Source organism: Bacteroides sp. 519, from assembly GCF_010500955.1.
Lineage (GTDB): Bacteria > Bacteroidota > Bacteroidia > Bacteroidales > Bacteroidaceae > Bacteroides.
The window spans coordinates 1-23,429 of sequence record NZ_QVMJ01000021.1; the positions used below are offsets into that span (position 1 = coordinate 1).

The following is a 23,429-nucleotide window of genomic DNA, read 5'->3' on the forward strand; positions in this document are numbered from 1 at the left end:
GTATCTAGGCACAATTGAGAGACTATTCTTTTCCGTATTAACTACGAATATACAACACTCGGAGAAATAACGGATCATTAATGATGCAAATATACGAGGTACGGAGACACAGAGTTTTTTAATCCATGCGGCATTGATATTAACTATTATTAGCTAATTAATATCTCTGTGACTCTGTGTCTCTGTGTTCTATAATTAGAAATAGGCACATTATATATATATTAATAAAGTTCAAAGATGGCTTCGATTTCTACTGGAATATTGTCGGGCAGTGATCCAAAACCTACTGCACTGCGTGTTCCTACTCCATTATCTTCGCCCCATACAGCAGCAAATAGTTCGCTGCAACCATTAATAATATAGGGATGGCGTTCAAACTCGGGTGTGCAATTTACCATACCCAATACTTTTATTACCCGCTTAACTTTGTCGAGGCTACCCAGGTTTGCTTTAATTGTTGATAACATGGTTAATCCTACCTGACGGGCAGCGAGCTTTCCTTCTTCCATAGTCATTTCTTTGCCAATTCTTCCGATTATCAGCGATTTATCGTCTTGCACCGGGCCATGACCAGAAAGATAAAGGTACTTACCATCTATTAAACATGGTTTGTAAACACCCAACGGAGTTGGGGCAGGAGGGAGGTTTAATCCCAATTTCTCAAAATTTTTGTCTGCATTCATAATTTTAGTAATTAGTAGCTAGTAGTTAGTAGCTAGTAGTCAGTTGTGATGCCGCATGGCTACTAACTACTAGCTACTAACTACTAACTACTTAAATTAATATACTCAATATCAACACCCCCACTAATCCGACAATGGCAACAATTGCTTCCATAACCGACCATGATTTGAGGGTATCTTTCATACTTAGGTTGAAGTATTCTTTAAACATCCAGAAACCGGCATCGTTCACATGCGAGAACATTAAACTACCGGCACCTACTGCAAGAACCATTAAATTAGCATCGATACCCGATTGGGTAACTAATGGAATTAATACTCCGGCAGCAGTTAGGCCTGCAACCGTTGCCGAGCCAACACAACCACGAATAATGGCTGCAATTACCCAGCCGAGAATCAGCGGATGAACAGGTAACTGTAACAATGAAACAGCCAGTTCATGACTTACACCACTATCTTCCATAACCTGTTTAAATATTCCGGAGCCGGCAATAATTAATAAAATCATGGCAATATCTTTTACAGCTTCTTCGTAAATAGCCATAATTTCTTTTATACTTTTGCCTTGTTTGAGGCCTAATGTATAAGTTGCTACCAGAACGGCAATGAGCATAACCACCGAAGGATCGCCAATGAAATGAATAATCTTCAGGGGAGTTTCGTGCAGATTGGGGAAACAGTAGGGTATTACAGTTACCAAAATAAGAAGTATAACAGGTAAGATGGCTGTGAATATACTACTGAATTTGCCAGGAATCTTTTGGTTTGTTGTTTGGGTGTTTTGTTTAAACAAAGTTACTTCGCCTGTCTTTATGTTTTTCAAGAAACGACAAAACACGGGTCCGGCCAGTATTATTGCTGGGATTGCAACTATTAAACCATAAATAAGTACCATGCCCAGATTTGCGTTAAATAAAGAGGTGAGTGCAACCGGAGATGGGTGTGGAGGTAAGAAACCATGGGTAACAGAAAGTGCAGCTAACATTGGAAGGCCAATGTATACAGCCGGCAATTTATATTGATAAGCCACCGAGAATATTAAAGGAACCAGCAAAACAAAGCCTATTCCATAAAACAGTGGGATGCCTACTATAAATCCGGTAACCATTAGTCCCCATTGCACATATTTGGTGCCAAAAACACCAACCATAACAGACGCTATTTTGCCGGCAGCACCACTTTCGGCTACCAGTTTACCCAACATAGCACCAAGAACAATAATAAGGGTTAAGCTTTTCATGATACTACCTATACCATTGTTAATGGATTGAGGCAGATTGTCGAGAGGTATTCCTAAGCCTAATCCTGCAATAATTGATACCAGCAGGAATGCCAGGAAAGCGTTCACTTTGAAATAGGAAATAAGCACAATTAGCAGTGCTAAACTGAACAAAATAATAACAAAGGACATTGTGTGTTAAGTATTAAAATTATATATATTAGCTATTTAGGAATTGAAAATGATAAACTCATTTTCGGGGGGTATTCCATAAATAACCAGCACAAAGGTAAAAAATAGAAAAGAACCAAACAACTAAAAGTTTCAAATTTGCGTTATATCATAAAAATAGTATAAATTTGCATTAATGGCATTGAAGTTAACTTCATATTATAAAGGAAAGGATATACCGGATAATTTGCCGGGAGATAATATATTCCATTCTAAGGATCTGTTTTTGATGTACGAAGCAGCATCCGGATATGACCCGTTGTTAATTGTAGCAACCATTAAAGACGAACCCGTTGCCAGACTGCTGGCTGTAGTTCGTCGCCAGGCTTTTCTTGTTCCGGCTTCATTGGGCCGAAGGTGCGAGATTGTTGGTATTGGTGAGTATTTTGGTGAAAATATTGATAAGGAAGCTATCTTTGGGGTGATGCTGGAGCACCTAACCAATGAGGCATTTCGCTCCTCGTACATCATTGAATTCCGGAACCTGGAGCATGCTTTGGATGGGTATAAACATTTGCGTGCCAATAAATATTTTGCTATCAACTGGTTGCGGGTTCGAAATTCGCTTCATAGTGTTGAAGATGTAGAAGAACGATTTAGTCCATCGCGCTTAAGGCAGGTAAAGAACGGACTGAAAAATGGTGCTGTGGTAAAGGAGGCCGAAACAATTGAAGAAATACAGGAGTTTTCGCACATGCTTCATAAAATATATTCGTTCAAAATACGCAAGTACTTTCCTACGCTTCAGTTTTTTAAACTGATGGATCAATGGCTTATCAGCAAGAACCTGGCAAAGATTTATGTTGTAAAATACAAAGGAAAGATTATTGGAGGATCTTCTTGTTTATATACCAAAGATAATGCTTATCTCTGGTTTTCCGGCGGAATGACCAAATCGCTTTCCAAGCAAAATCCGGGTATATTGGCTATTTGGGCGGCTCTTAAAGATGCTAAAGCAAGAGGATGCCGACATTTAGAGTTTATGGATGTGGGTTTACCTTTCCAGAAACATGGTTTCCGTACATTTGTGCTTCATTTCGGCGGGAAGCAAAGTAGTACTCGCCGATGGTTTAAAATACGTACTAATTTTTTAAATACTATATTTCGTAAGATCTATTCATAATTAGCCGCAGATTACACGGATTGCGCGGATTAAAGAAACACGGATTATTTTTTATATTTTATCCGCGTATTTAAAATCCGCGCAATCCGTGTAATCTGCGGCTAAAACAATTTTATATCTTTGGTTCCTCTATTATACTACCATACCTGTGATACTCGTACGAGATGCTTTGTTCTTTCAGATAATGCAATATCTCGATACGACCTTCTGCAACAGGTTTTTCTGTGGCAATGTACATTCCCAGTTCTGCCGCTTTATCAAAAATGGCATCGGGTATATCGGCCGAGCAGGTACGAATGCGATCAAACTTCACCATATCTTCAATGAAATCTTCGTCATTATATAAGCCAAGTTCAAAGTTGTTCGTCTTTTTGGCAATTGCTTTCAGAATTTCAATATGCGGATTTGTGGGCGATATTGCCAACAATACCTTTGTTTTTGTTTTACCAGCAGCATATAATGATAAAATAACATCGGTCAGATTATCGGTATCTTTCACATAAAAAGCAACCAGTTTTAATGGCAAATAGCGGAATGTATTTAGTTCGCCTACAATATGGCTGACATCACGCTCTACCGAAAACTCTTCTTTCCATGCTTTCTCGAATGTACCAAATGCGTATTTCAGTCTGTTAATTTCCTGGGGCGAAAGAATATCTTTCAATTCTTCTTTGAAAGGATACAACGCTTTTTCAGGCATTTCCTGAATTTCTTTCTCCGTAAATTTCACGAAGCAGGAAACATAATTCGGTCCACCGGCTTTAATACCAGCACCAAAGGCCGACCGTTTCATACCCCCAAATGGCTGTCGGCGTACAATTGCCCCAGTGATGCCCCGGTTTATATAAAGGTTACCAGCTTCAATTTTATCTTTCCAAAGGGCAATTTCTCTTTCATCCAATGATTGCAGCCCCGAAGTTAATCCGTATTCTGTGGAGTTGGCATATTCCAGTCCCTGTTCCAAATCGTCAATGCAAACAACAGATAGTAATGGTGCAAACAATTCGGTACGGAATGTGTAATTACCCGGTTTTACTCCCCATTTTACACAAGGCTTAAGTATGTATTTCTTTTCATCAAGGAATACGGGCGGCACTAACCAGAACTCTCCTTCTTCCAAGTGTTCTATTGCATGCAGCAACTTATCATTGTCGTTGGTAATCATTGGGCCGATAATGTTATCGGTATTCCATACATTACCTGTATGCATACTGGTAACTGCATCTTTTAACTTCGACTGAAATACAGGATCATTGTATGCTTTTTTATCTAACAAGAGAAGCGAACAAGCCGAGCATTTTTGTCCGGCATTGCTGAATGCCGAGGATACAATATTCAGGATTGCATGATCCTGATCGGCACTTGCTGTTACAATAATTGCATTTTTACCACCCGTTTCGGCTGATAATGGAGTCTTAGGACTGTTCTTTTGTAACTTGAAGGCTGTATCTGTTCCTCCGGTTAAAATAATATGTTTTATACTTGGGTGTGCCGATAACCAGTTGAGCGAACTTCTGTCGGCGGGACATATTACCTGTAATGCATCTTTGGGTACACCTGCATCCCAAAAACATTGGGCAAATTGCCAAGCTATAGGAAATGCAACTGTTGCAGGTTTCAGAATAACCGTATTGCCTCCGGCTAAACCAGCTACAACACCACCTACAGGTATAGCGAAAGGAAAGTTCCAAGGCGGAATCACAAGAATAATTCCTTTGGGAGCATAAGTAACAGACTCTAATTGCTCAAATGCCTGCATGGAAATCGGGTAGAAACGGCAGAAGTCTGTACCCTCGGACACTTCTATATCGCCTTCCATAAATGTTTTTCCGGTAATGGCAGACATACATGCAATCAGGTCACCACGACGCTCGCCAATCACTTCGGCTGTTTTATGGAGTATCTTGTTCCGATTTTCTAACGATGTTTTTCTCCATCCAGAATCATCTTTTTCTGCTATCTGTACTATCTCTTCAATCTGTTCCTGAGTAGCCATGTTTACTTCGCAGAAACAAACTTCATCATTCCGGCTTCTGTCGTAGTATTTCTTTTTCTTTTCGGTGATAACTTCTTTGTTGCCTATCTGAACCGGAATAATAAAGTTGGTGTCTCTTACTTCTGTTTCCCATTTCTTCAAGGCTTCTAAAGCCCACATCCTGTTTGGTTTTAAATCCAGATCGGTATCAGGCTCGTTTCTGAACACATTAATATCGGCAACAGGCTCCGGTTGTTGGGTTCTGTTTTGTGTGCGGAACTTGGTAGGCTTTACGTTGTCTTTCTGTGCATACGCTTCTGCAAATTGATTGGAAAGAAACTCCCATTCTTTGCTGTGTAATGTCAGGTTGAATGAATAAGTCAGGAAGTTATCTATGCCGGTATTCTCGTCTAAGCGACGAACCAGGTACGATACTGCATTCAGGAAATGTTCTTTCTTTACCACTGGTGTGTATAAAATAACCTGTTTGCCCAATTCTCTCATTGCACGGGGCAAATGGTTGGCCATTCCTTCGAGCATCTCAAAAGTAACATACTCTTCTACAGCGTTTGCTTTACTTAATAAATATGCGTATCCAATGGTAAAGAAGTTGTGCGAGGCAACTCCCATATGCACAACTTTGGCATTTTCAGGCTGTAAAGCTATGTCCAGAATGCGCATATAATTGGCGTCAACATCTACTTTGCTGGGTAAAATAGGGTTTGGCCATCCTTTTAACGAAGACTGAATGGTTTCCATTTGCAGGTTTGCCCCTTTCACTAAACGTACTTTGATTGGTGCTCCTCCGTTGGCAACACGCTTTTTTGCAAAATCCAGAAGTGTTTGATAAAAGAAGATAGCATCAGGCAAATAAGCCTGCACTACAATACCTGCTGTATAATTTTTGAATTGCGGCAGTGCCATTACTGTGGTGAATACATCGAGGGTTAATTCCGCGTCTTTGTATTCTTCCATATCCAGATTAACAAATTTGGGCGTTTGTATTCCTGCATGATCGGTATATGGGTGGTTTATAGCCTGCTGATAGATGTTGGTCATTAGTTTACACAAATCTTCTTTGCTCTTGTCGTAACTTAGCGGATGAAGCTGTGCATAAATGCCCGATAGTTTTACGGAAATATAATTGATGTCGGGTTCGGAAAGCGCTTCCAGGTAGTGCTCGTAACGTTTTTGAGCTTCTCCGTCTCCCAGAACCACTTCGCCCAGTAGGTTCACATTCTGACCGATGTTGTCTTTCCAACGATTGTTTAAGTGTTTGGTCAGCGCAGGACGTTCTTCTTTGATTATAATCTTTCCGGTTTCCTTGCGCAGTACATTCTTGAAGATAGGAACTGCAATAAAATCGAACAGATAACCGAACTCTTTAAACAGTATTCCCAGGTATTCGTATGTTTTTCCCATAAATGCAGGAACACCGTATTCGGTAAAGATAACCTTCATCCTTTCAGACAAGGTTTTGGTGTCTCTTATCTGTGATGACTCATCCAGTAGTTTGGTTAGGATAACCTTGTTTTTGGGGTCTGTAACTAAAGATGCAAACATCTTTTGTTCTTTAATCTCGGCAGGGGATAGTTGTTTCTCTGCTTTTGCGAGAAAATCTTGTGCCCACAACAGCACTTCGCTCGATGTGACGTTTTTCATACAGATTAATTTTCCGCGAAAGATAGCTTTAATTCTTTATAAAAACAATATGGCTAGCTTTTTTTTCAGTGTCGAAATATACTTTATATGATAGACTCTAGTAATTTTATTCTATGAAGATTGGGCAAAATCGGTTAGTTGATGTTATCTTTGCAAAACTATTTAGTAAAATTTAGAATAACTATGCCTGAAATTTCTATTCGTGGTAATGAGATGCCAGCATCTCCTATACGTAAATTAGCTCCATTAGCTGATGCTGCAAAGCAACGGGGAACTCATGTGTTCCATTTGAATATCGGTCAGCCCGATTTGCCTACACCACAGACTGCGATTGATGCCATCCGCAATATCGATCGATCTGTATTAGAGTATAGTCCTAGTGCGGGTTACAGAAATTACAGGGAAAAACTAACTAAATATTATGCGAAGTTCAATATCAATCTCGATGCAGATGATATTATCATAACTACTGGTGGGTCTGAGGCTGTTTTATTTGCTTTTATGTCTTGCCTTAATCCGGGTGATGAAATAATTGTTCCCGAACCGGCCTATGCTAACTATATGGCATTTGCAATTTCTGCCGGTGCTAAAATCCGTACCATAACTACTACTATAGCCGAAGGCTTTTCACTACCCAAAGTAGAAAAGTTCGAAGAACTGATTAACGAACGTACCAAAGGTATTCTTATTTGTAATCCCAATAATCCTACCGGTTATTTGTATAGTCGGCGCGAGATGGACCAGATACGGGATTTGGTTAAGAAATACGATTTATTCCTTTTCTCGGACGAGGTGTACAGAGAATTTATATATACCGGTTCGCCTTATATATCCGCATGTCATTTGGAAGGGATTGAGCAAAATGTGGTACTTATTGATTCGGTATCTAAACGTTATTCCGAATGTGGAATCCGTATTGGTATGCTGATTACAAAAAACAAGGAAGTTAAGAATGCTGTGATGAAATTCTGTCAGGCACGTTTAAGTCCTCCACTTATTGGGCAAATAGCTGCCGAGGCATCTTTGGACGCTCCGGAAACCTATAGTCGTGAAACGTACGACGAATATGTTGAAAGACGTAAATGCCTGATTGATGGTTTGAATCGCATCCCCGGTGTATATTCACCAATCCCTATGGGTGCTTTTTATACTGTGGCTAAATTGCCGGTCGATGATTCGGATAAATTCTGTGCATGGTGTCTTTCTGATTTTGAGTACGAAGGACAAACTGTTTTTATGGCTCCTGCTTCCGGCTTCTATACTACTCCCGGTTTGGGACATAATGAGGTTCGTATTGCGTATGTTTTAAAGAAAGATGATTTAAAACGTGCGTTGGTAGTACTGCAAAAAGCGCTGGAAGCGTATCCGGGAAGAACTGAATGATTTACGATTAGACGATCGTAAAATCGTAAATACAATGGAACTATTTATAGCTAAAAGAATATATAGCGACAATAAGGGTGGGAGAGAAGTCTCGCGCCCTGCTGTTTTGATATCCATGATTGGTATTGCTATTGGTTTGGCTGTAATGATTCTAGCTGTTGCCATTGTGATTGGCTTTAAAAACGAAGTGCAGCGAAAAGTGATAGGTTTTGGTTCTCATATCCAGATAACTAACTTTGATGCAGTACGTTCGTATGAAACACGCCCTATAGCCGTAACAGATAGTCTTACCCATGTGCTGTATAGATTTCCGGAGATAGCCCATGTGCAACGTTTTTCAACCAAGCCCGGTATAATAAAAACCGACGATGCATTTCAAGGAGTTGTACTGAAAGGAGTTGGGCCAGAATTTGATCCTTCTTTTTTTCTTGAATATTTGATTGAAGGCGAAATACCAATGTTCAGTGATTCGGCTGCAACCAATCAGGTTGTAATTTCGCAAACTATTGCACAAAAACTTAACCTTAAACTGGAAGACCGTATCTTCACTTACTTTTTTGAAGAAGAAATCCGCACCCGGCGATTAACAGTTAAAGGAATCTACCAAACCAATTCGGCCGAATATGATAATGCCTTTATCCTGACCGATATATATACCGTTAACCGATTGAATAATTGGAAAAGCGACCAGGTAACCGGATTGGAAATTCGGATTGACGACTATTCGCGTTTGGAAGAGATGACAAGCGTTTTGATGTTCGAAATTGATAACCGACAAGATAAATATGGTGAATCTTACTATGTAAGAAACATACAACAAATTAATCCACAGATATTTGACTGGTTAAGTTTGCTGGATTTTAATATCTGGCTGATTCTTATCATCATGGTTGGGGTGGCCGGCTTTACCATGATTTCGGGGTTGCTTATTATAATCATTGAACGTACCAATATGATTGGTTTGTTAAAGGCATTAGGTGCAACAGATTATTCGATACGGAAGATTTTTCTTTGGTTTTCAATTTTCCTTATTGGTAAAGGAATGCTTCTGGGAAATGCTATTGGATTGGGACTTTATTTCATTCAGAAATATTTCCGGATATTGAAATTAGACCCCGTTACTTATTATGTAGATACTGTACCCGTATCTATAAATATCTGGATAATACTTCTTATCAATGTGGGTACATTATTAATCTCTGTATTAATGTTGCTGGGGCCATCGTATCTGATAACAAAGATAAATCCGGCTACTTCTATGCGATATGAATAATTACTTTCTGGTAAAACTACGTTTGCCGCGTATAAGGCATTGAATTCTGAACTTAACCGATTGTAGTGGCTGAATAAAATCGAAAACCGGCAACGATAAATAATATCTTTCCTGATCGCCAATACTTTTTGCTGTATTATTTATAATAGATGCCTGAATGGCAAAACGGATACCCCATAGCAATATCGGTGCTCCGATTAAGATGTAATTCATCTGGATAATTCCATATACCATACACCCTATAAGTGCTACGTAAAACAATAGGCGGGAAAAAGTTTCTGCTCCTAATAAATATTTCTGTATTCCTTTGTATAAGCCCGAGGTAACCACATAGTTCAGTTTGTCTTCTCTCCATGGTTTCTGATACTCCAACGGGTTCATCCATATCATTGCATCTGCACTGGTTTCTACTTTTGTGTTCGAACTTTTAGCTACCTGATTAATAAATAAATCATCGTCGCCACGTTTCAAATTCAAATGATCACTAAAACCTTTGCTCTTATAAAATAATTCTTTCCGGTAAGCCATGTTTCGTCCGCATCCGGCATAAGGATCTCCGGCCAGTGCAAATCCTAATATGCGCATTGAAGAAAACAGTGTGTCGAAAGAAATTTTCTTGTTCATCCACCTCTTGCCTTTTTCATATCCATGGCATCCTAAAACAATATCGGTAGCAGGAGTAAAATTACGTGCAAGCAATCTGAGCCAGTTTGCTGAGGCAGGACGACAGTTGGCATCTGTAAAAACCAACCAGTTGTACTTGCTTGCCTTAATACCCAACATTATGGCCAGCTTTTTATGACTGATATATAATGAACTGTCTGGCGTAAAGCTATTGTATAGATGAGGGTATTTTTCTGCCAGCAATTTAAGGTAGTCATCGCTACCATCTGTTGGATTATCATTGATAACAATGACCTCGAATGTTGGATAATCTTGTTCAAGAACAGAAGGAAGAAATTTTCTTAAATTGGGAAGTTCATCTTTAGCATATATAATAACCGATACAGGAGGTAACTCTGTATTTGATGATGCATTGCCCGCCTTGTTCTTTTGATTAATGCGATTATAAAGCGATAAATAATAAGAAATTTGAATAATGAAAAGAATACTGATACTGGCTAAAAGAATCAGTTCTATATTGTTAAATTCAGGTAGTTCCATTTAAGCATTGTTTTAGGCAGTGCAAAAGTAAACAATAGTTTTCAATTTAGTGGAGCCTTATCCAGATATTCTTTTTTGAAAATGTTGAAGCAAAGGAAAAACATGGATAGAAGCAGTGGACCGAAAATGACTCCCATAAATCCAAACAAAGAGAAACCTATCACTACTCCGAAAATAGTAATGAGCGGATGTATATCGGCCATCTTTTTTTGAAGAACAAACCGGATAAGGTTATCAATTTGTGTAATAATAAATAAACCATAAGCCAAAAGACCAATGGCGCTTCCCCACTCGCCGGTTATGGCCAGGTAGATAACCAGCGGTACCCACACAATGGCAGTTCCGATAACTGGTAGTATGGTAGCAATACAAGTAAGGAATCCAAAAAATATCGGACTGGGTGTACCAAATACTAAATAACCGGCCATGGCTATAAATCCTTGAATGATACCAAGTAGAGGAATACCTATTGCATTTGAGGTAACAATAAGTTTACTTTCACGCAGCACCTCTTTTTTATTATTATCACTGAATGGCAAAATATCATAAACAAATTTTTCCATTCTGTGATTACCAGTCAGCATAAAATAGAGAACAAAAAGCAACACAATAATATTCAGAAAGAAACTGCTTATGCCGTTCATTAAGGTTTGACCAATCCGGGGAATCTGGTTGATTAATCCGGTAATATTTTCGATCTTTAATAGTTCGTATCCGGTTTTCTTTTCAAGATTAGTGGCAAATTCGGCAATGGGCTGAATAATTTGTTGCGGATTTATATTAATATCACCTGCTTTGTCAACTACAACCAGCACAATAAGGGTTAATGGTATCAGGAAAAAAAGAATTGTTTCGGCAAGGATTACCGAGGCTGCTAGTGCTCTTTTCAGTTTCCGTTGTTCAACCAGAAAATTCATTTGCCCTCTCACTAAAACATATATAGTTAAAGCCCCCAGTAATCCACCCATAAAAGGTGTTATTTCTTTGAAAATAATAAAACCGGTTAGGAGAATAATGGCTATTAGTGAATACTTTCGATATCGACTGATGAAGTTCATTGGCTTGTTTATTTATTGTAGTTATGCTATAAAATAAACAAGAATAAGGTTAAAATGTTCTTCGGTAATGAAATGGATATTTAAGAATGGAAGGAGTTAATTGGAGTTATAGCTTTTCAGCCAATAGCCTTACTATAACTCCTTTTAACTATCTAATTAAAACTTTGCGTAACTTAGCGTTTCAATCTACTTTAAACCGATTTCCTTATTTACTACAGGTAATCTTTTTGCCGTAGTTGCTCCCGGAGAAGTTCCACCAACACTGATAACAGCTTTTCCTGGTTGGAAAACCGTATTTCCATACTCATCAATCACATTTAATTGTTCTGGATTGAGTTCTAAGGTTACGGTTTGTGTTTCGCCGGCTTTCAAATGAATGCGTTTGAATGCTTTTAGTGTGTACAAAGCTGTACGATAGCCAGCGTTTTTGTGAGTAATATATAATTGAACAACTTCGTCACCATTTATTTTGCTTTTGTTGGTAACATCAACTGTTACTTTAAGAGATTGTCCATTATTAACAACATCGGGCATTTGCAAAGATGAATATTCAAAATTGGCATAACTTAAACCATAACCAAACGGATAAGATACTTCGCCATTAAAATAACGGTATGTACGTTTTTCCATATCATAGTTATTAAATGCCGGCAGGTCTTTGTCGTTTTTATAGAAGGTTACAGGTAAACGTCCGGAAGGATTATAATCACCAAACAAAACATCGGCAATTGCTGTACCTGCATCTTGCCCGCCATACCATGCAGTAAGAATTGCAGGAAGATTGGCCGATTCCCATTCCATGCCGATGGCACTTCCCGACATATTTACAAATACCACCGGAATGTTTGCACTATGAAGTGCTTTCAATAATGCAGTTTGTACCCGCGGAAGTGCAATTGTAGTACGGTCGCCACGGGTGAATCCTTCAATATTAACAGGCATTTCTTCCCCTTCGAGCTCGGGAGAGATACCGCCACACATAATTACTACATCCACACCTTTCATACGGTTAACAATATCTGCAATTGAATCATTGTTGGGTTGTGCAACATAATCAATTGCTTTTTCATAAATAACCTGTGTTTTTTTATTCAGTTTGCGTTTAATCCCTGTTAATGGGGTTACGATTTCTGTGGGGAAACCATTGTAATTCCCTAGTACCGCTGTTGGGTTATCTGCATTGGGCCCGATAATCGCTATCTTTTTCAGATTCTTTTTTAAAGGAAGAAGGTTGTTTTCGTTCTTTAACAGTACCATAGATTCACGTGCCATTTTTAAGGATAGTGCTTTGTGCGCATCGCTCTCTAATACAGATAATGGTATGTCCGAGAAAGGAACCATTTCAGCAGGATCGAACATGCCGAGGCGGAACCGTATTCAGAATAACCGGCTCAAAGAAACATTTATTTGTTCTTCGGGAATCATGCCGCCTTTAACAGCTTCGACCAATGCTTTGTAGGCATAATTTCCACAATCAATATCTGTACCGCTGAATACAGCATCCGATGCTGCATGTGCCGCACTCTGATGGGTTTTATGATGATTGAAGAAGTCGTCGATAGCACCACAATCGGAAGTTACATATCCACTGAAACCCCATTGAGCACGTAGAATTTCCTGCATCAACATATTATTACCACAGCAGGGTTCACCAGCATAAGCATTGTATGCACACATTACTCCCGAAACGTTGGCATCAACAACCAGATCGCGGAAGGCTGGTAAGTAAGTATCCCATAAATCATAGTCGGTAACACGGGTATTGAAACTGTGACGAGTGTTCTCTGGTCCGCTGTGTACGGCATAGTGCTTGGCACAGGCAGATGCTTTGAGGTATTTGGGATGGTTGCCTTGCAGTCCGCTTACAAATGCTTTTCCCATTGCTCCTGTTAAGTAAGGGTCTTCGCCGTAAGTTTCCTGTCCACGTCCCCAGCGCGGATCACGGAATATGTTGATATTGGGAGTCCAATATGTAAGACCATGGTAGATAGCACGGTTTCCTTTGGAAGATGCATCGTTGTAAATGGCGCGACCTTCTTCGGCAATAGCATCAGCTACTTGTTTGAAGGTTTCTACATCCCATGTGGCAGCCATACCAATGGCTTGCGGAAACACGGTTACTTTGTAGTCGGTCCGACCAATTCCATGTAGACATTCGTTCCACCAGTTGTACGAAGGAATTCCCAAACGTTCAATAGCAGGTGTGTTGTTCAGCATTTGTGCTACTTTCTCTTCAAGGGTTAAACGAGAAACCAGATCGGCCACACGCTCATCTACAGAGAGAGCAGGATTCATGAAAGGGTAACTTTGTTGTCCGTGTATTTTTCCTGTGATAAATAAACAAAGAATACATAAAGTAATAGAATAATGTTTCATGTAGGTAATTTTTCTAATTCTTACTCTTATTTTTTTGTTGTCTGAATAACTCCCCTGAAATAACCAATTGCTTCGGCAATTCCCAGAAATGGGTCTTTCATATTCTTCTCATGTTCCAAACTGCATACCCCGGTGTATCCTACTTTGCGGAGCATTTTTACAAATGCAGGGAAATCAATTAGTCCACGACCAATTTCAACCGTATAACCCAGTTTGGTGTTTCCGGTTACATCTTTAATATGAATATCGAATACGCGCGAATGGTATTTCTTTAAATCTTTTATCGGGTCTTTTCCGTTACGTAAATCATGGCCAATGTCGAGACACATACCGATACGCGGATCAAGATCTTTTGTATGGTTCCATACATCATCAGCATCAGGATAAAGGGCAATATCCGGTCCGTGTAGGTGTATAGCATATTTAAAATCGTATTCTTTCACTTTTTTATCTACATAAGGAAGTAGTTCTACATTGGGTACACCAACAATGGTTTTTACTCCAACCCGTTTGGCGTATTCAAAAGCATTGTCTACTTCTTTTTCAGTCTTCATGTAAATGGGTCCAACAGCATATCCGGTAACTCCTTTGGCTGCCAGTTTTTTGTGAAATGCAGCTATTTCCTGGTCGGTACTATTAAAAGGCAAGTGAAAGTCTTTAATACACAAGTATTTTACATTCACTTTCTCCATTGTTTCCAATGTTTTATCCAGATCGAAATTGACAAAGGTATACCCAGCCATTCCTATCTTGAACTTCTCGTTGGTTTCGGGTGGAGGTTGTTCGCCTGGCCTTTCTTGTGCTGATAGCATAAAAGAAAATTGTAGCAAAACAGACAAAAGGATTACAAATCTTTTCATTGTTGAGTGTTTTAAATGGGTTGATAATTATTGTAAATAGAACTCTTTAGCTAAGTTCCCGACCCTAAAGGTATAAATTCCTTTTGGAGTTGCACAAAAATAGATACTGACAATTAATACATCAATTAAAAATGTATTAATATGACAATAAAGTTAGTACCTTTGCCCAGTTTTTAATAGATATTTTATAATGATACGTCAATGCGCCATACTATTTGGCTGTTTAGCATTGGGTGAATTAATTGTTTATCTTACTGGAGTAAAGCTACCTTCCAGTATCATAGGGATGTTACTCCTCACCCTCTTTCTTGAACTAGGCTGGGTAAAACTGCAATGGGTACAAGGTTTATCCGATTTTCTGGTAGCCAATCTGAGTTTTTTCTTTATACCTCCGGGTGTTGCCCTCATGCTCTATTTTGACTTAATTGCTGCCGAAATACTTCCTATTGCGGTAGCTACCATTGTCAGCACTATATTTGTATTATTAATAACCGGCTGGGTACATCAGATTGCCCGGAAAAAGACAAAGAAGAAATGAGTTACCTGGAAAATAAATACTTTCTGATATTTATAACATTTGGTGTTTTCTTTGTAGCTAAGCAAATACAGAAGAAAACCGGATATGCATTACTTAATCCTATTCTGATAACAATTGCTGTATTAATTGCATTTCTTAAGTTCACAGGAATTAGTTATGAAACATATAATGAAGGTGGAGAGTTAATTGAGTTCTGGCTGAAACCTGCTGTTGTAGCTTTAGGAGTTCCTTTATACCTTCAGCTGCGGCAGATAAAGAAACAATTAATACCTATTTTGCTCTCTCAACTGGCAGGATGTGTTATTGGTATTGTATCGGTAGTGCTTATTGCACATGTATTGGGGGCAAGTCGCGAAGTGGTTTTATCATTGGCACCCAAGTCTGTCACTACTCCTATTGCTATGGAAGTTTCGAAAACAATAGGTGGCATACCTGCGCTTACCACTGCCGTGGTTGTATGTGTTGGCTTGTTTGGAGGGATTGCCGGATTTCAATTAATGAAACTTTTGAAAGTTAACCGCCCTATCTCGCAGGGATTATCTATTGGTACGGCTGCTCATGCTTTGGGGGCTTCGACCGCAATGGAAATAAGTAGTAAGTATGGAGCGTATGCTGGTTTAGGGCTTACATTGAATGGAATATTAACTGCGTTGCTTACTCCCACTATTCTTAAGGTTTTGGGATTTGTGTAAAGGTGGTGTAGCTAATTTCAGCGCATAAAAAAAGGCCACTTATCCCAAGCAGCCAATCTTTGTTAACCTTAAATCTAATACTATGAAAAACACAGTGCAAATATATGGTCGTTTGCGTTAACAGCCAAATATTGCGGCTTTAAACGGTGTTTTTATAACATTGCTTATGAATTCAAGGAATATTTTTAATTATTTTGATACGTTTCCATCAATTTCTTAAAATATGCTATCATCTTAGCATAGTTTTCAAGAGAAATATATTCGTTCTCATTATGAATGGTACGTTGTTCGTACTCATTGAGAAACGCAGGCATAAACCGATATACGTTGCGGCTAACCGATTCGTATTTATACGCATCAGTAGCAACAATCGAAATATAGGGTGTTGTTGATGCTTCCGGATAAATCTGTGGTACCAGGTTCCGAATCATAGTATAACCATACGTATCGGTAGACGAAATAGTAGACGGTTCGCGTGCGGCCAACACTTCAATGTCCACATCGTAATCTTTGCACACTTCGCGCACATGCTGCTCAACCATAGCTACAGTATTTCCGGTTAATATACGGAAGTTAGCTGTAATCTCAGCAGTCGAAGCTAATACATTAGACACATCACTACCTTTTGCCATAGTTACAGCTGTAGTGGTACGTACCAATGCATTAGTAGCAGGAGTTTTACTTAGCGTACTCAACAATACTTTTTCTAATGCCCATTTGTTAGCAATTGCTACACGAGCCGGAAATCCCATTGATGCACCTACCTGATCAAGGAAAGAGGATATTGGCGATATCAACTTTGCCGGCATCTGCTTATCATTCAGCTTCTGAATAATTTCAGCCGCATATACCAAAGAACCTTTTGCCGGAGGCATAGAAGAATGCCCGCCCATACCACGAACAGTTATCCGGATGGTACATGAACCCTTTTCGGCAACACCAACCAATGCCAAAGATTGCTTTATTCCGGCTTGTCCGGGTGCAATGATAACACTACCTTCATCATATACAGCATCGAAAGTTATATTCTGTTGCTTAAAGTATTCTGCTATCTTAACTGCTCCTTCGGTTCCTCCTATTTCTTCGTCAAAACCAAATGCAAACCAGATGTCTTGTTCGGGGTGAAACCCTTCTGCAATCAAGGTATCAGCGGCTTCGAGAATAGAGAAAAGCATTCCTTTATCATCCAAAGTACCCCTGCCGTATATTCTGCCATCGGCAACAGCTCCGGAAAACGGAGGATAGGTCCAGTCTGTCTGGTAATTGGTTATTGCTGTCTTTACCGGATCATTCATTCGGAAAACAAGATCACTGGGATCTGTTACGAATGGGTCGTAACCGGCAACAGGAACAACATCGTAATGTGCCAGTAACAGAATTGGTTTACGATTTGTATCTTTTCCTTTCCAGCGGTACACCAAACCGTATTTATTGATGGTTAGTGTATCCATTGTAGCATAAATACCGGGAAATGCTTCCGGTAGGTATTTTTTGAATTGATCGAACGGGTTGTTTGCTGTTAAATGAACATATTCGCTAACTGTAGGTATACGCACTCCTCCAACCAGTCTTTGAACTGATTTTTCGGATAGATCGTATGGTAGTGCAGCTACTTCTTCTATATTTTCTTTTTCAGCAAAAGGATAGATGAGAGTTTTTACTACCAGTATAGAGGCAAATATGGCTAACAGTATAAAAAGAATAAGTATTATTCTTCCTAAATGTCTTTTCTTTTTCTTCTTCCTTCGATGATATTGATAGTAGTATTGTGACATAAGTATTGTTTTGCTATTTACCAGTTAACTACCACTCTGAATTTACCAGTTGGAAGTTCAGGGTTTCCACTGCCACTATATCTATAATAAATTCTAAAATCTCCAGTTGTATAATCAAACCATAAATTATCTATTTCAGTACCACCATTACTGTTATTCCAGTTATCCATATAAGGTAATGGCTGTTGTGATACAAAACCATCTTCATCTAAATATCTATAAATCAGCATAAAACCACAATCAAAAATATCCATTAGTTCTTCTGGATATAAATTATCATAGAAAGAAGGTGTTCTTTGATAATAATAGAAATTATCATCTATTACTTTCCAATCACTTTTTCTTATAGTAAATTCTTCCGAAAGTATAGTTACCCCCGGAGGGCCTTGTGGTCCTTGTTCTCCTTCACACGAAACCAGTGTTGTTGTGGCTATCACTACAAACAATAATGCAAATAATTTTTTCATTTTCTTTCTTTTTAGGTTATTATTTCACTTTCTTCACATATATATTTATGTTCGAAGTTATATCCATTGGAATCTCCATTCCGTTAGCAGAAACCTTGCCGCCTACTTTCTGCACCATTTTCGATGTCATAGGTAAACCCGATTTAATGTCGAACTCAATACTACCTTCCTGTGTACCAGTTAGTTGTCCGTTCAGCCCATTAATGGTCGATTTTACATCAGCAGGTGCAATATTACCGTTTGTTGATTTTAGAGTATAGGTAGTATTTAAATTCATGTCCATGCCACCTGTTCCTATTTGCTGTGCAATTGTCCATGAATCTCCCGCTTTGATGGCCTTACCCGGATATATTTTAAATGCCTGTTCAAAGCTTGCTTTCATTGCTTCATCACCAAACTGTTGCGACATTTGTTGTCCCATTTGTTGAGCTGCCATATCATTTCCCATAGCCTTCATCATGTCATCAATAATGGCCTGCATTCCTTCTACCGATTTAACACTACCATCGGCAGTTAATACCAATGTGAACTTTTTATTCAATAAGCAACTAAATATTTTAGCCATCATTTCATTCACATTGCCCGAAGGAGGAGTTGTACTCTTTGAGTCGTAACTTGCATTAATCATTGCACTACCCAGATTATAAACAACATCTTTGTACATGAATTCAATTGTAGACTCGGTTGCACTTTTGGCAATAATATCCATATCATAGGTAAGAACCATTTTTTGATTCATATCCATTTTCTGGCCCATGATATCCTGACTTATCTTTTGGATCATCTCCATCTGATATTCATATTTGCTACCCTTTTCCGGGTTAAAATTCAGGGTGATTTGTGCCATTGCTGTAAGCCCAACACACACCCATAATACTACAAATAAAGCTTTTTTCATTCTGTATAAATTAATATTGCTGCAAAGCTAAGTAAAAATTTCTTTTGCAACTATTTCGCTGCTTATTATTTTAACCTGATGTGTTGCTATATCTTGATTTCTCCTTACAGAAACAACGAAATAAATCCGTTCTCCTTGCTTCAAGTCAGATAACTCGCAATTCAGCTTAACAGTAGTGGTTCCCATATCACTGCTGCTATTTGTCCACAATAAATCTTTAGCTGCAATGTTATTGCCCCTCATGAGTTTAATTGTTGCAATGGATGACGAAGCCGAGAACTCAAAGTTTATATCAAGTGATATAGAACAATCATTCAAAATTCTTATCATGCTGTTTGCATCTTTGTTTTTTGAAACTTCCCATAAAGCCTGATGGTTTACAGCATAATTAAGATTCAGCCCTTTGTTCATAGCTGTTAACCTCATAGGCAGAATGTAGTCTACACCTCCTTCCATATCAAAATTAAATTTCTCTATAGATCCGGGCTGTTCGTCTGCTATCATCCAGCTGGCCATAATACTGTTGTTTTCTTTAACTTCGGATAGGTCTTCATAAAAATTCCCTTCCGGTTCCGAGTCACTGCACGAAGTGTATATCCAAACAGATATACATACTAAAAACAAATACAAAATACGTCTCATAAATTAATCCTTGTTTACATTTACTGCAAATATAAGCATGAATTAAGAATTATTATTCGGAAAAGCATAAAAATACCCTGTGATGCAAAGATTCTTGTATGTATAGGGCAATTTGTTTCAAATCAGAATGAGAATGAATAAAAAATGCAGTTCATTTGCACCTCAAATGCAGTTCATTTACACCTCAAATGCAGTTCATTTAGCATGCAAATGCAGTTCATTTAGGGTGCAAATGCAGTTCATTTGAGTTGAGAGTTGAGAATTGAGAGTTGAGAGTTACGATGCCGCATGGAACTCTCAACTCTCAATTCTCAACTCTCAACTAGAGTATCAGCAGCAGTTTCTTTTCTATCTTTTTCTACTGATGTTTTCTTTTCTTTTCTTTTCTTTTCTGTTGCCATGGTATTACCATTTTCCTTCTGCCAGCATTTGTTCGCGTTTTTCTTTCCGACTATACTGTGTTTAACTATCGTGTCATTGTAATTTTGCATAACCCGTGTAACATATTCAGACGAGATCAAGGGTTGCCATTTTCCATTCTATCTACAGTGAATAAACTGTGGTTGTACAACACATCATCAATCTATTTACAACGAATGTTATACTTATGTGCAATCAATATCTACTTACATAATGGTTGTTATAAAATAATTATGTAGATTTGCATAGCCCAAAATTTAAGAATAATGAGGATACTTTATTACATTTACCAAATTTGTATAGCTTTACCTATTTTATTAGTTCTTACTATTTTAACAGCTCTGGTAACTATAATCGGTTCACTAATTGGCGGGGCACATATTTGGGGATACTATCCCGGTAAAATATGGTCGCAATTGATTTGTTTTTTTCTATTGATTCCTGTTAAGGTGAAAGGAAGAGAAAAAGTGAAGAAAAAAACATCGTATGTATTTGTTGCCAACCATCAGGGCGCTTTTGATATCTTTTTAATATATGGTTTCCTTGGACGTAACTTTAAATGGATGATGAAAAAAAGTCTTCGCAAGATACCTTTTGTGGGCAAAGCCTGTGAAAGCGCCGGACATATATTTGTAGACCGTTCTGGGCCAAAGAAGATACTCGAAACAATAAAACAAGCCAGAGGATCGCTGAAAGATGGTATTTCGCTGGTTGTATTTCCTGAAGGTGCCCGCACTTTTACCGGACACATGGGCTATTTTAAAAAAGGAGCCTTTCAGCTGGCCGATGATTTGCAACTTACCGTTGTTCCTCTTACCATTGACGGATCATTTGAAATACTTCCCCGAACAGGTAAATGGATACATCCTCATAAAATGGTTCTTACCATTCATGACCCTATCACACCCAAAGGAAAAGGTATTGAAAACATAAAAGCAACCATGGCCGAAGCATATAAAGCGGTTGAAAGTTCCTTGCCCGAGAAGAACAAAGGAATGATACTGAATGATGATCAGGAAGTAGAATAAAGTTCCCTTTTATTGGTATTTCTAATCGTTTTTAAAACGATTATCATTTATTATATTGCATTATGCTTATATTTGCTATATTTGCAATGTTGACATAGATCGAAATACTAAAGTGAATTCAACTAACGCCATTAGCATAAATTTAACTAACGATAACGAGTATCGAAAGGTATTCGATGGTTTCTACGTTTCTTTATGTTTGTTTGCCAATAAATATGTTGAAAATGAAGCTATGTCGGCTGACATAGTACAAGATTGTTTTGTGAAATTATGGCAGATCCGAAGAGAATTTTTCTTTCTTCATCAGGTAAAATCCTTCCTCTATACTTCTGTACGCAATCGGGCTTTGAACGAAATAGAACATTCTAAGATTGTGAATGAATATGCAGAGAAAATAATAAAGAAAAGCAAAGACGGTTTCTTTCATGATAATATTATTGAAGAAGAAACATATAGAACACTCACAAAAGCAATTGATCAACTTCCCAACCAGATGCGTGCCATTATGTACCTGGCTTTGGAAGGTAATTCAAACAACGAAATTGCCGAAAAACTAACTGTATCTATAGATACTGTTAAATCACTAAAAAAGATAGCCTACAAAAAGCTTAGAATATTACTAAAAGATTACTACTACCTTTTACCGCTTATTATTGATGGATTCCGTTGATAAATAGTTTTCCCTATATTTAAGAAAAAACAAAGATTGATTCACCCTCTTTTTTCACTCACCTGTTATCATAATAAACAAGGAAATTAAAAACCTTACATATTATGATGAAACAACAATTCCGTATAGCCGAATTAATTTCAAAATACTTATCTGGACTTCTCACTGAGGAGGAACAGCAAGATTTGAATACATGGCGGGAAATCTCCCCGGATAATGAAAAGCTTTTCCATAAATTATGTAATTCGGAAAACTTTAAGGCTCATTATAAACAAACTCTTGATTTTGATAAAACTCAGGGATGGGAGTTTCTCAATAAAAAAATGAAAACTTACCACCGGCGGAATATCATTCTGAAAATAAGTCGTTATGCGGCCATATTGATTCTTCCGTTAATAGTCGGTATCTGGGCATGGCGGGATGCTTCTTATAATAATTCCATAACAGGACAGCTGGAAAACCAGTTGGTAGAAATTCTTCCAGGCGAAAAAAAAGCCACCTTAACAATGGACAATGGCGAAATTATCGACCTCAAAAATATAACAGCCACCTTTATGAAGGAAAAAGACGGAACATCTATTCTTATTGATTCTACCCAATTGAATTATCAGTTAGCCGAAAATGTTTCTCAAAAAAAAGAGATTATTTATAATAAAATAGATGTACCCCAAGGGGGTGAATACACCTTGACTTTGAGTGATGGTACAAAAGTTTACCTGAATTCAATGACATCTTTGCGATTTCCGGTGAGATTTACAGAAAACGTTCGTGAAGTGGAGCTGAATGGTGAAGGATATTTTGAAGTAACTCCCGATAGTAAACCTTTTATTGTTAAATACAACAACGTGGCGGTAGAAGTTCTTGGAACATCCTTTAACATATCAGCATATACTGGTGAAGAATCTCACACCACACTGGTAAACGGTTCGGTGAAAGTATCTTTGGGAACAGGAGAAAACTGTGTGTTAGAGCCTTCTCAACAGGCATATATCAAGCCGGGCTCCAACTTAATGAATGTGCGTACAGTAGATACTTCACTTTATACCTCATGGATACATGGAAAAATCCATTTCAAAGACGAAAGACTTGAAGACATAATGGACTATCTGGCTAAATGGTATGATATGACTGTTTTTTATGCCGATCCCAGCATAAAAAACATCCGGTTTGGATGTAATGTAAACCGGTATAAAGATATAACACCGTTCCTGGAATTACTGGAACAAACCGAAAAAGTAAAAATAGTTATAAATGGTAAAACAATAACCTTCAAACATAATTAATTAAAAATC

At 38.2% G+C, this 23,429-nt stretch carries 20 protein-coding genes; 8 read left to right on the forward strand and 12 right to left on the reverse strand.

The features are described 5' to 3' along the window. Positions 1 to 221: 221 nt before the first annotated feature. The gene (locus tag D0T85_RS15705; RefSeq protein ID WP_163214478.1) at positions 222 to 683 is read right to left on the reverse strand and encodes a RidA family protein; all 462 of its coding nucleotides are present in this window, start codon (positions 681 to 683) and stop codon (positions 222 to 224) included. Positions 684 to 774: 91 nt separating this feature from the next. Next, positions 775 to 2,094: a gluconate:H+ symporter gene (locus tag D0T85_RS15710; protein ID WP_163214479.1), complete on the reverse strand. Its 1,320-nt coding sequence runs from the start codon at positions 2,092 to 2,094 to the stop codon at positions 775 to 777. Between the two features lie 175 nt (positions 2,095 to 2,269). Between D0T85_RS15710 and D0T85_RS15715 the strand changes: the two genes are divergently transcribed. Beyond that, the gene (locus D0T85_RS15715) at positions 2,270 to 3,256 is read left to right on the forward strand and encodes a GNAT family N-acetyltransferase (RefSeq protein WP_163214480.1); all 987 of its coding nucleotides are present in this window, start codon (positions 2,270 to 2,272) and stop codon (positions 3,254 to 3,256) included. A 112-nt stretch (positions 3,257 to 3,368) separates the two neighbouring features. Here D0T85_RS15715 and D0T85_RS15720 read toward each other — a convergent pair whose 3' ends face one another. Beyond that, entirely contained in the window at positions 3,369 to 6,893 is a 3,525-nt protein-coding gene (locus D0T85_RS15720) for a bifunctional proline dehydrogenase/L-glutamate gamma-semialdehyde dehydrogenase (protein ID WP_163214481.1), read from the reverse strand. 183 nt (positions 6,894 to 7,076) lie between these two features. On the opposite strand from D0T85_RS15720, the gene D0T85_RS15725 reads away from it, so the two are divergent. Beyond that, positions 7,077 to 8,276: a pyridoxal phosphate-dependent aminotransferase gene (locus tag D0T85_RS15725; RefSeq protein WP_163214482.1), complete on the forward strand. Its 1,200-nt coding sequence runs from the start codon at positions 7,077 to 7,079 to the stop codon at positions 8,274 to 8,276. Between the two features lie 34 nt (positions 8,277 to 8,310). Further along, positions 8,311 to 9,549: an ABC transporter permease gene (locus tag D0T85_RS15730; protein WP_163214483.1), complete on the forward strand. Its 1,239-nt coding sequence runs from the start codon at positions 8,311 to 8,313 to the stop codon at positions 9,547 to 9,549. On the opposite strand, the gene D0T85_RS15735 is transcribed toward D0T85_RS15730, so the two are convergent. From D0T85_RS15735 to D0T85_RS15750, 5 genes are all read right to left on the reverse strand, one after another. Beyond that, positions 9,550 to 10,713, reverse strand: coding sequence for a glycosyltransferase (locus tag D0T85_RS15735; RefSeq protein ID WP_163214484.1), 1,164 nt, complete (start codon positions 10,711 to 10,713; stop codon positions 9,550 to 9,552). Positions 10,714 to 10,754: 41 nt separating this feature from the next. Then, complete coding sequence (locus tag D0T85_RS15740) at positions 10,755 to 11,771, reverse strand: AI-2E family transporter (protein WP_163214485.1); 1,017 nt, start codon at positions 11,769 to 11,771, stop codon at positions 10,755 to 10,757. Between the two features lie 186 nt (positions 11,772 to 11,957). Then, on the reverse strand, positions 11,958 to 13,130 hold the full coding sequence (locus D0T85_RS22835) for a glycoside hydrolase family 3 C-terminal domain-containing protein (RefSeq protein ID WP_239060745.1): 1,173 nt from the start codon (positions 13,128 to 13,130) through the stop codon (positions 11,958 to 11,960). An 18-nt stretch (positions 13,131 to 13,148) separates the two neighbouring features. Beyond that, complete coding sequence (locus D0T85_RS22840) at positions 13,149 to 14,147, reverse strand: glycoside hydrolase family 3 protein (RefSeq protein WP_239060746.1); 999 nt, start codon at positions 14,145 to 14,147, stop codon at positions 13,149 to 13,151. Between the two features lie 26 nt (positions 14,148 to 14,173). Further along, entirely contained in the window at positions 14,174 to 14,959 is a 786-nt protein-coding gene (locus tag D0T85_RS15750) for a sugar phosphate isomerase/epimerase (RefSeq protein ID WP_239060750.1), read from the reverse strand. A 238-nt stretch (positions 14,960 to 15,197) separates the two neighbouring features. Here D0T85_RS15750 and D0T85_RS15755 point away from each other — a divergent pair, with 238 nt between their 5' ends. Then, positions 15,198 to 15,545 carry a CidA/LrgA family protein gene (locus D0T85_RS15755; RefSeq protein WP_163214487.1) on the forward strand — a complete coding sequence of 116 codons (348 nt, stop codon included), beginning with the start codon at positions 15,198 to 15,200 and terminating at the stop codon, positions 15,543 to 15,545. Next, positions 15,542 to 16,237 (forward strand): LrgB family protein, encoded by a 696-nt coding sequence (locus D0T85_RS15760; protein WP_163214488.1) that lies wholly within the window; start codon positions 15,542 to 15,544, stop codon positions 16,235 to 16,237. Before D0T85_RS15755 ends, D0T85_RS15760 begins: the two co-directional genes overlap by 4 nt. Positions 16,238 to 16,422: 185 nt before the next feature. Here the strand turns inward: D0T85_RS15760 and D0T85_RS15765 are convergent, their stop codons facing one another. From D0T85_RS15765 to D0T85_RS15780, 4 genes are read right to left on the reverse strand one after another with little or no spacing between them, the layout of a single operon-like run. Next, entirely contained in the window at positions 16,423 to 18,012 is a 1,590-nt protein-coding gene (locus tag D0T85_RS15765; protein ID WP_163214489.1) for a M20/M25/M40 family metallo-hydrolase, read from the reverse strand. 17 nt (positions 18,013 to 18,029) lie between these two features. Next, the gene (locus tag D0T85_RS15770; protein ID WP_163214490.1) at positions 18,030 to 18,479 is read right to left on the reverse strand and encodes a hypothetical protein; all 450 of its coding nucleotides are present in this window, start codon (positions 18,477 to 18,479) and stop codon (positions 18,030 to 18,032) included. Positions 18,480 to 18,498: 19 nt separating this feature from the next. After that, entirely contained in the window at positions 18,499 to 19,377 is an 879-nt protein-coding gene (locus tag D0T85_RS15775) for a DUF6263 family protein (RefSeq protein WP_163214491.1), read from the reverse strand. A 27-nt stretch (positions 19,378 to 19,404) separates the two neighbouring features. Continuing rightward, positions 19,405 to 20,019: a hypothetical protein gene (locus D0T85_RS15780; protein WP_163214492.1), complete on the reverse strand. Its 615-nt coding sequence runs from the start codon at positions 20,017 to 20,019 to the stop codon at positions 19,405 to 19,407. A 686-nt stretch (positions 20,020 to 20,705) separates the two neighbouring features. Between D0T85_RS15780 and D0T85_RS15785 the strand changes: the two genes are divergently transcribed. The 3 genes from D0T85_RS15785 to D0T85_RS15795 all read left to right on the forward strand — a co-directional run bounded on the left by D0T85_RS15785 (position 20,706) and on the right by D0T85_RS15795 (position 23,420). Continuing rightward, positions 20,706 to 21,467, forward strand: a complete 762-nt coding sequence (locus D0T85_RS15785; protein WP_163214493.1) for a 1-acyl-sn-glycerol-3-phosphate acyltransferase — start codon at positions 20,706 to 20,708, stop codon at positions 21,465 to 21,467. 112 nt (positions 21,468 to 21,579) lie between these two features. Next, on the forward strand, positions 21,580 to 22,137 hold the full coding sequence (locus D0T85_RS15790; protein ID WP_163214494.1) for an RNA polymerase sigma-70 factor: 558 nt from the start codon (positions 21,580 to 21,582) through the stop codon (positions 22,135 to 22,137). A 104-nt stretch (positions 22,138 to 22,241) separates the two neighbouring features. Continuing rightward, complete coding sequence (locus D0T85_RS15795) at positions 22,242 to 23,420, forward strand: FecR family protein (protein ID WP_163214495.1); 1,179 nt, start codon at positions 22,242 to 22,244, stop codon at positions 23,418 to 23,420. Positions 23,421 to 23,429 lie beyond the last annotated feature (9 nt).

Bases quoted from the DNA above. Each gene is read 5' to 3' on its own strand.
- D0T85_RS15770 (WP_163214490.1), bottom strand. From the start codon at position 18,479: ATGAAAAAATTATTTGCATTATTGTTTGTAGTGATAGCCACAACAACA.
- D0T85_RS15785 (WP_163214493.1), top strand. From the start codon at position 20,706: ATGAGGATACTTTATTACATTTACCAAATTTGTATAGCTTTACCTATT.
- D0T85_RS15750 (WP_239060750.1), bottom strand. From the start codon at position 14,959: ATGCTATCAGCACAAGAAAGGCCAGGCGAACAACCTCCACCCGAAACC.
- D0T85_RS15780 (WP_163214492.1), bottom strand. From the start codon at position 20,019: ATGAGACGTATTTTGTATTTGTTTTTAGTATGTATATCTGTTTGGATA.
- D0T85_RS15735 (WP_163214484.1), bottom strand. From the start codon at position 10,713: ATGGAACTACCTGAATTTAACAATATAGAACTGATTCTTTTAGCCAGT.
- D0T85_RS15705 (WP_163214478.1), bottom strand. From the start codon at position 683: ATGAATGCAGACAAAAATTTTGAGAAATTGGGATTAAACCTCCCTCCT.
- D0T85_RS15710 (WP_163214479.1), bottom strand. From the start codon at position 2,094: ATGTCCTTTGTTATTATTTTGTTCAGTTTAGCACTGCTAATTGTGCTT.
- D0T85_RS15760 (WP_163214488.1), top strand. From the start codon at position 15,542: ATGAGTTACCTGGAAAATAAATACTTTCTGATATTTATAACATTTGGT.
- D0T85_RS15725 (WP_163214482.1), top strand. From the start codon at position 7,077: ATGCCTGAAATTTCTATTCGTGGTAATGAGATGCCAGCATCTCCTATA.
- D0T85_RS15740 (WP_163214485.1), bottom strand. From the start codon at position 11,771: ATGAACTTCATCAGTCGATATCGAAAGTATTCACTAATAGCCATTATT.
- D0T85_RS15765 (WP_163214489.1), bottom strand. From the start codon at position 18,012: ATGTCACAATACTACTATCAATATCATCGAAGGAAGAAGAAAAAGAAA.
- D0T85_RS15795 (WP_163214495.1), top strand. From the start codon at position 22,242: ATGATGAAACAACAATTCCGTATAGCCGAATTAATTTCAAAATACTTA.
- D0T85_RS15730 (WP_163214483.1), top strand. From the start codon at position 8,311: ATGGAACTATTTATAGCTAAAAGAATATATAGCGACAATAAGGGTGGG.
- D0T85_RS15775 (WP_163214491.1), bottom strand. From the start codon at position 19,377: ATGAAAAAAGCTTTATTTGTAGTATTATGGGTGTGTGTTGGGCTTACA.
- D0T85_RS15720 (WP_163214481.1), bottom strand. From the start codon at position 6,893: ATGAAAAACGTCACATCGAGCGAAGTGCTGTTGTGGGCACAAGATTTT.
- D0T85_RS22835 (WP_239060745.1), bottom strand. From the start codon at position 13,130: ATGTTCGATCCTGCTGAAATGGTTCCTTTCTCGGACATACCATTATCT.
- D0T85_RS15715 (WP_163214480.1), top strand. From the start codon at position 2,270: ATGGCATTGAAGTTAACTTCATATTATAAAGGAAAGGATATACCGGAT.
- D0T85_RS22840 (WP_239060746.1), bottom strand. From the start codon at position 14,147: ATGAAACATTATTCTATTACTTTATGTATTCTTTGTTTATTTATCACA.
- D0T85_RS15755 (WP_163214487.1), top strand. From the start codon at position 15,198: ATGATACGTCAATGCGCCATACTATTTGGCTGTTTAGCATTGGGTGAA.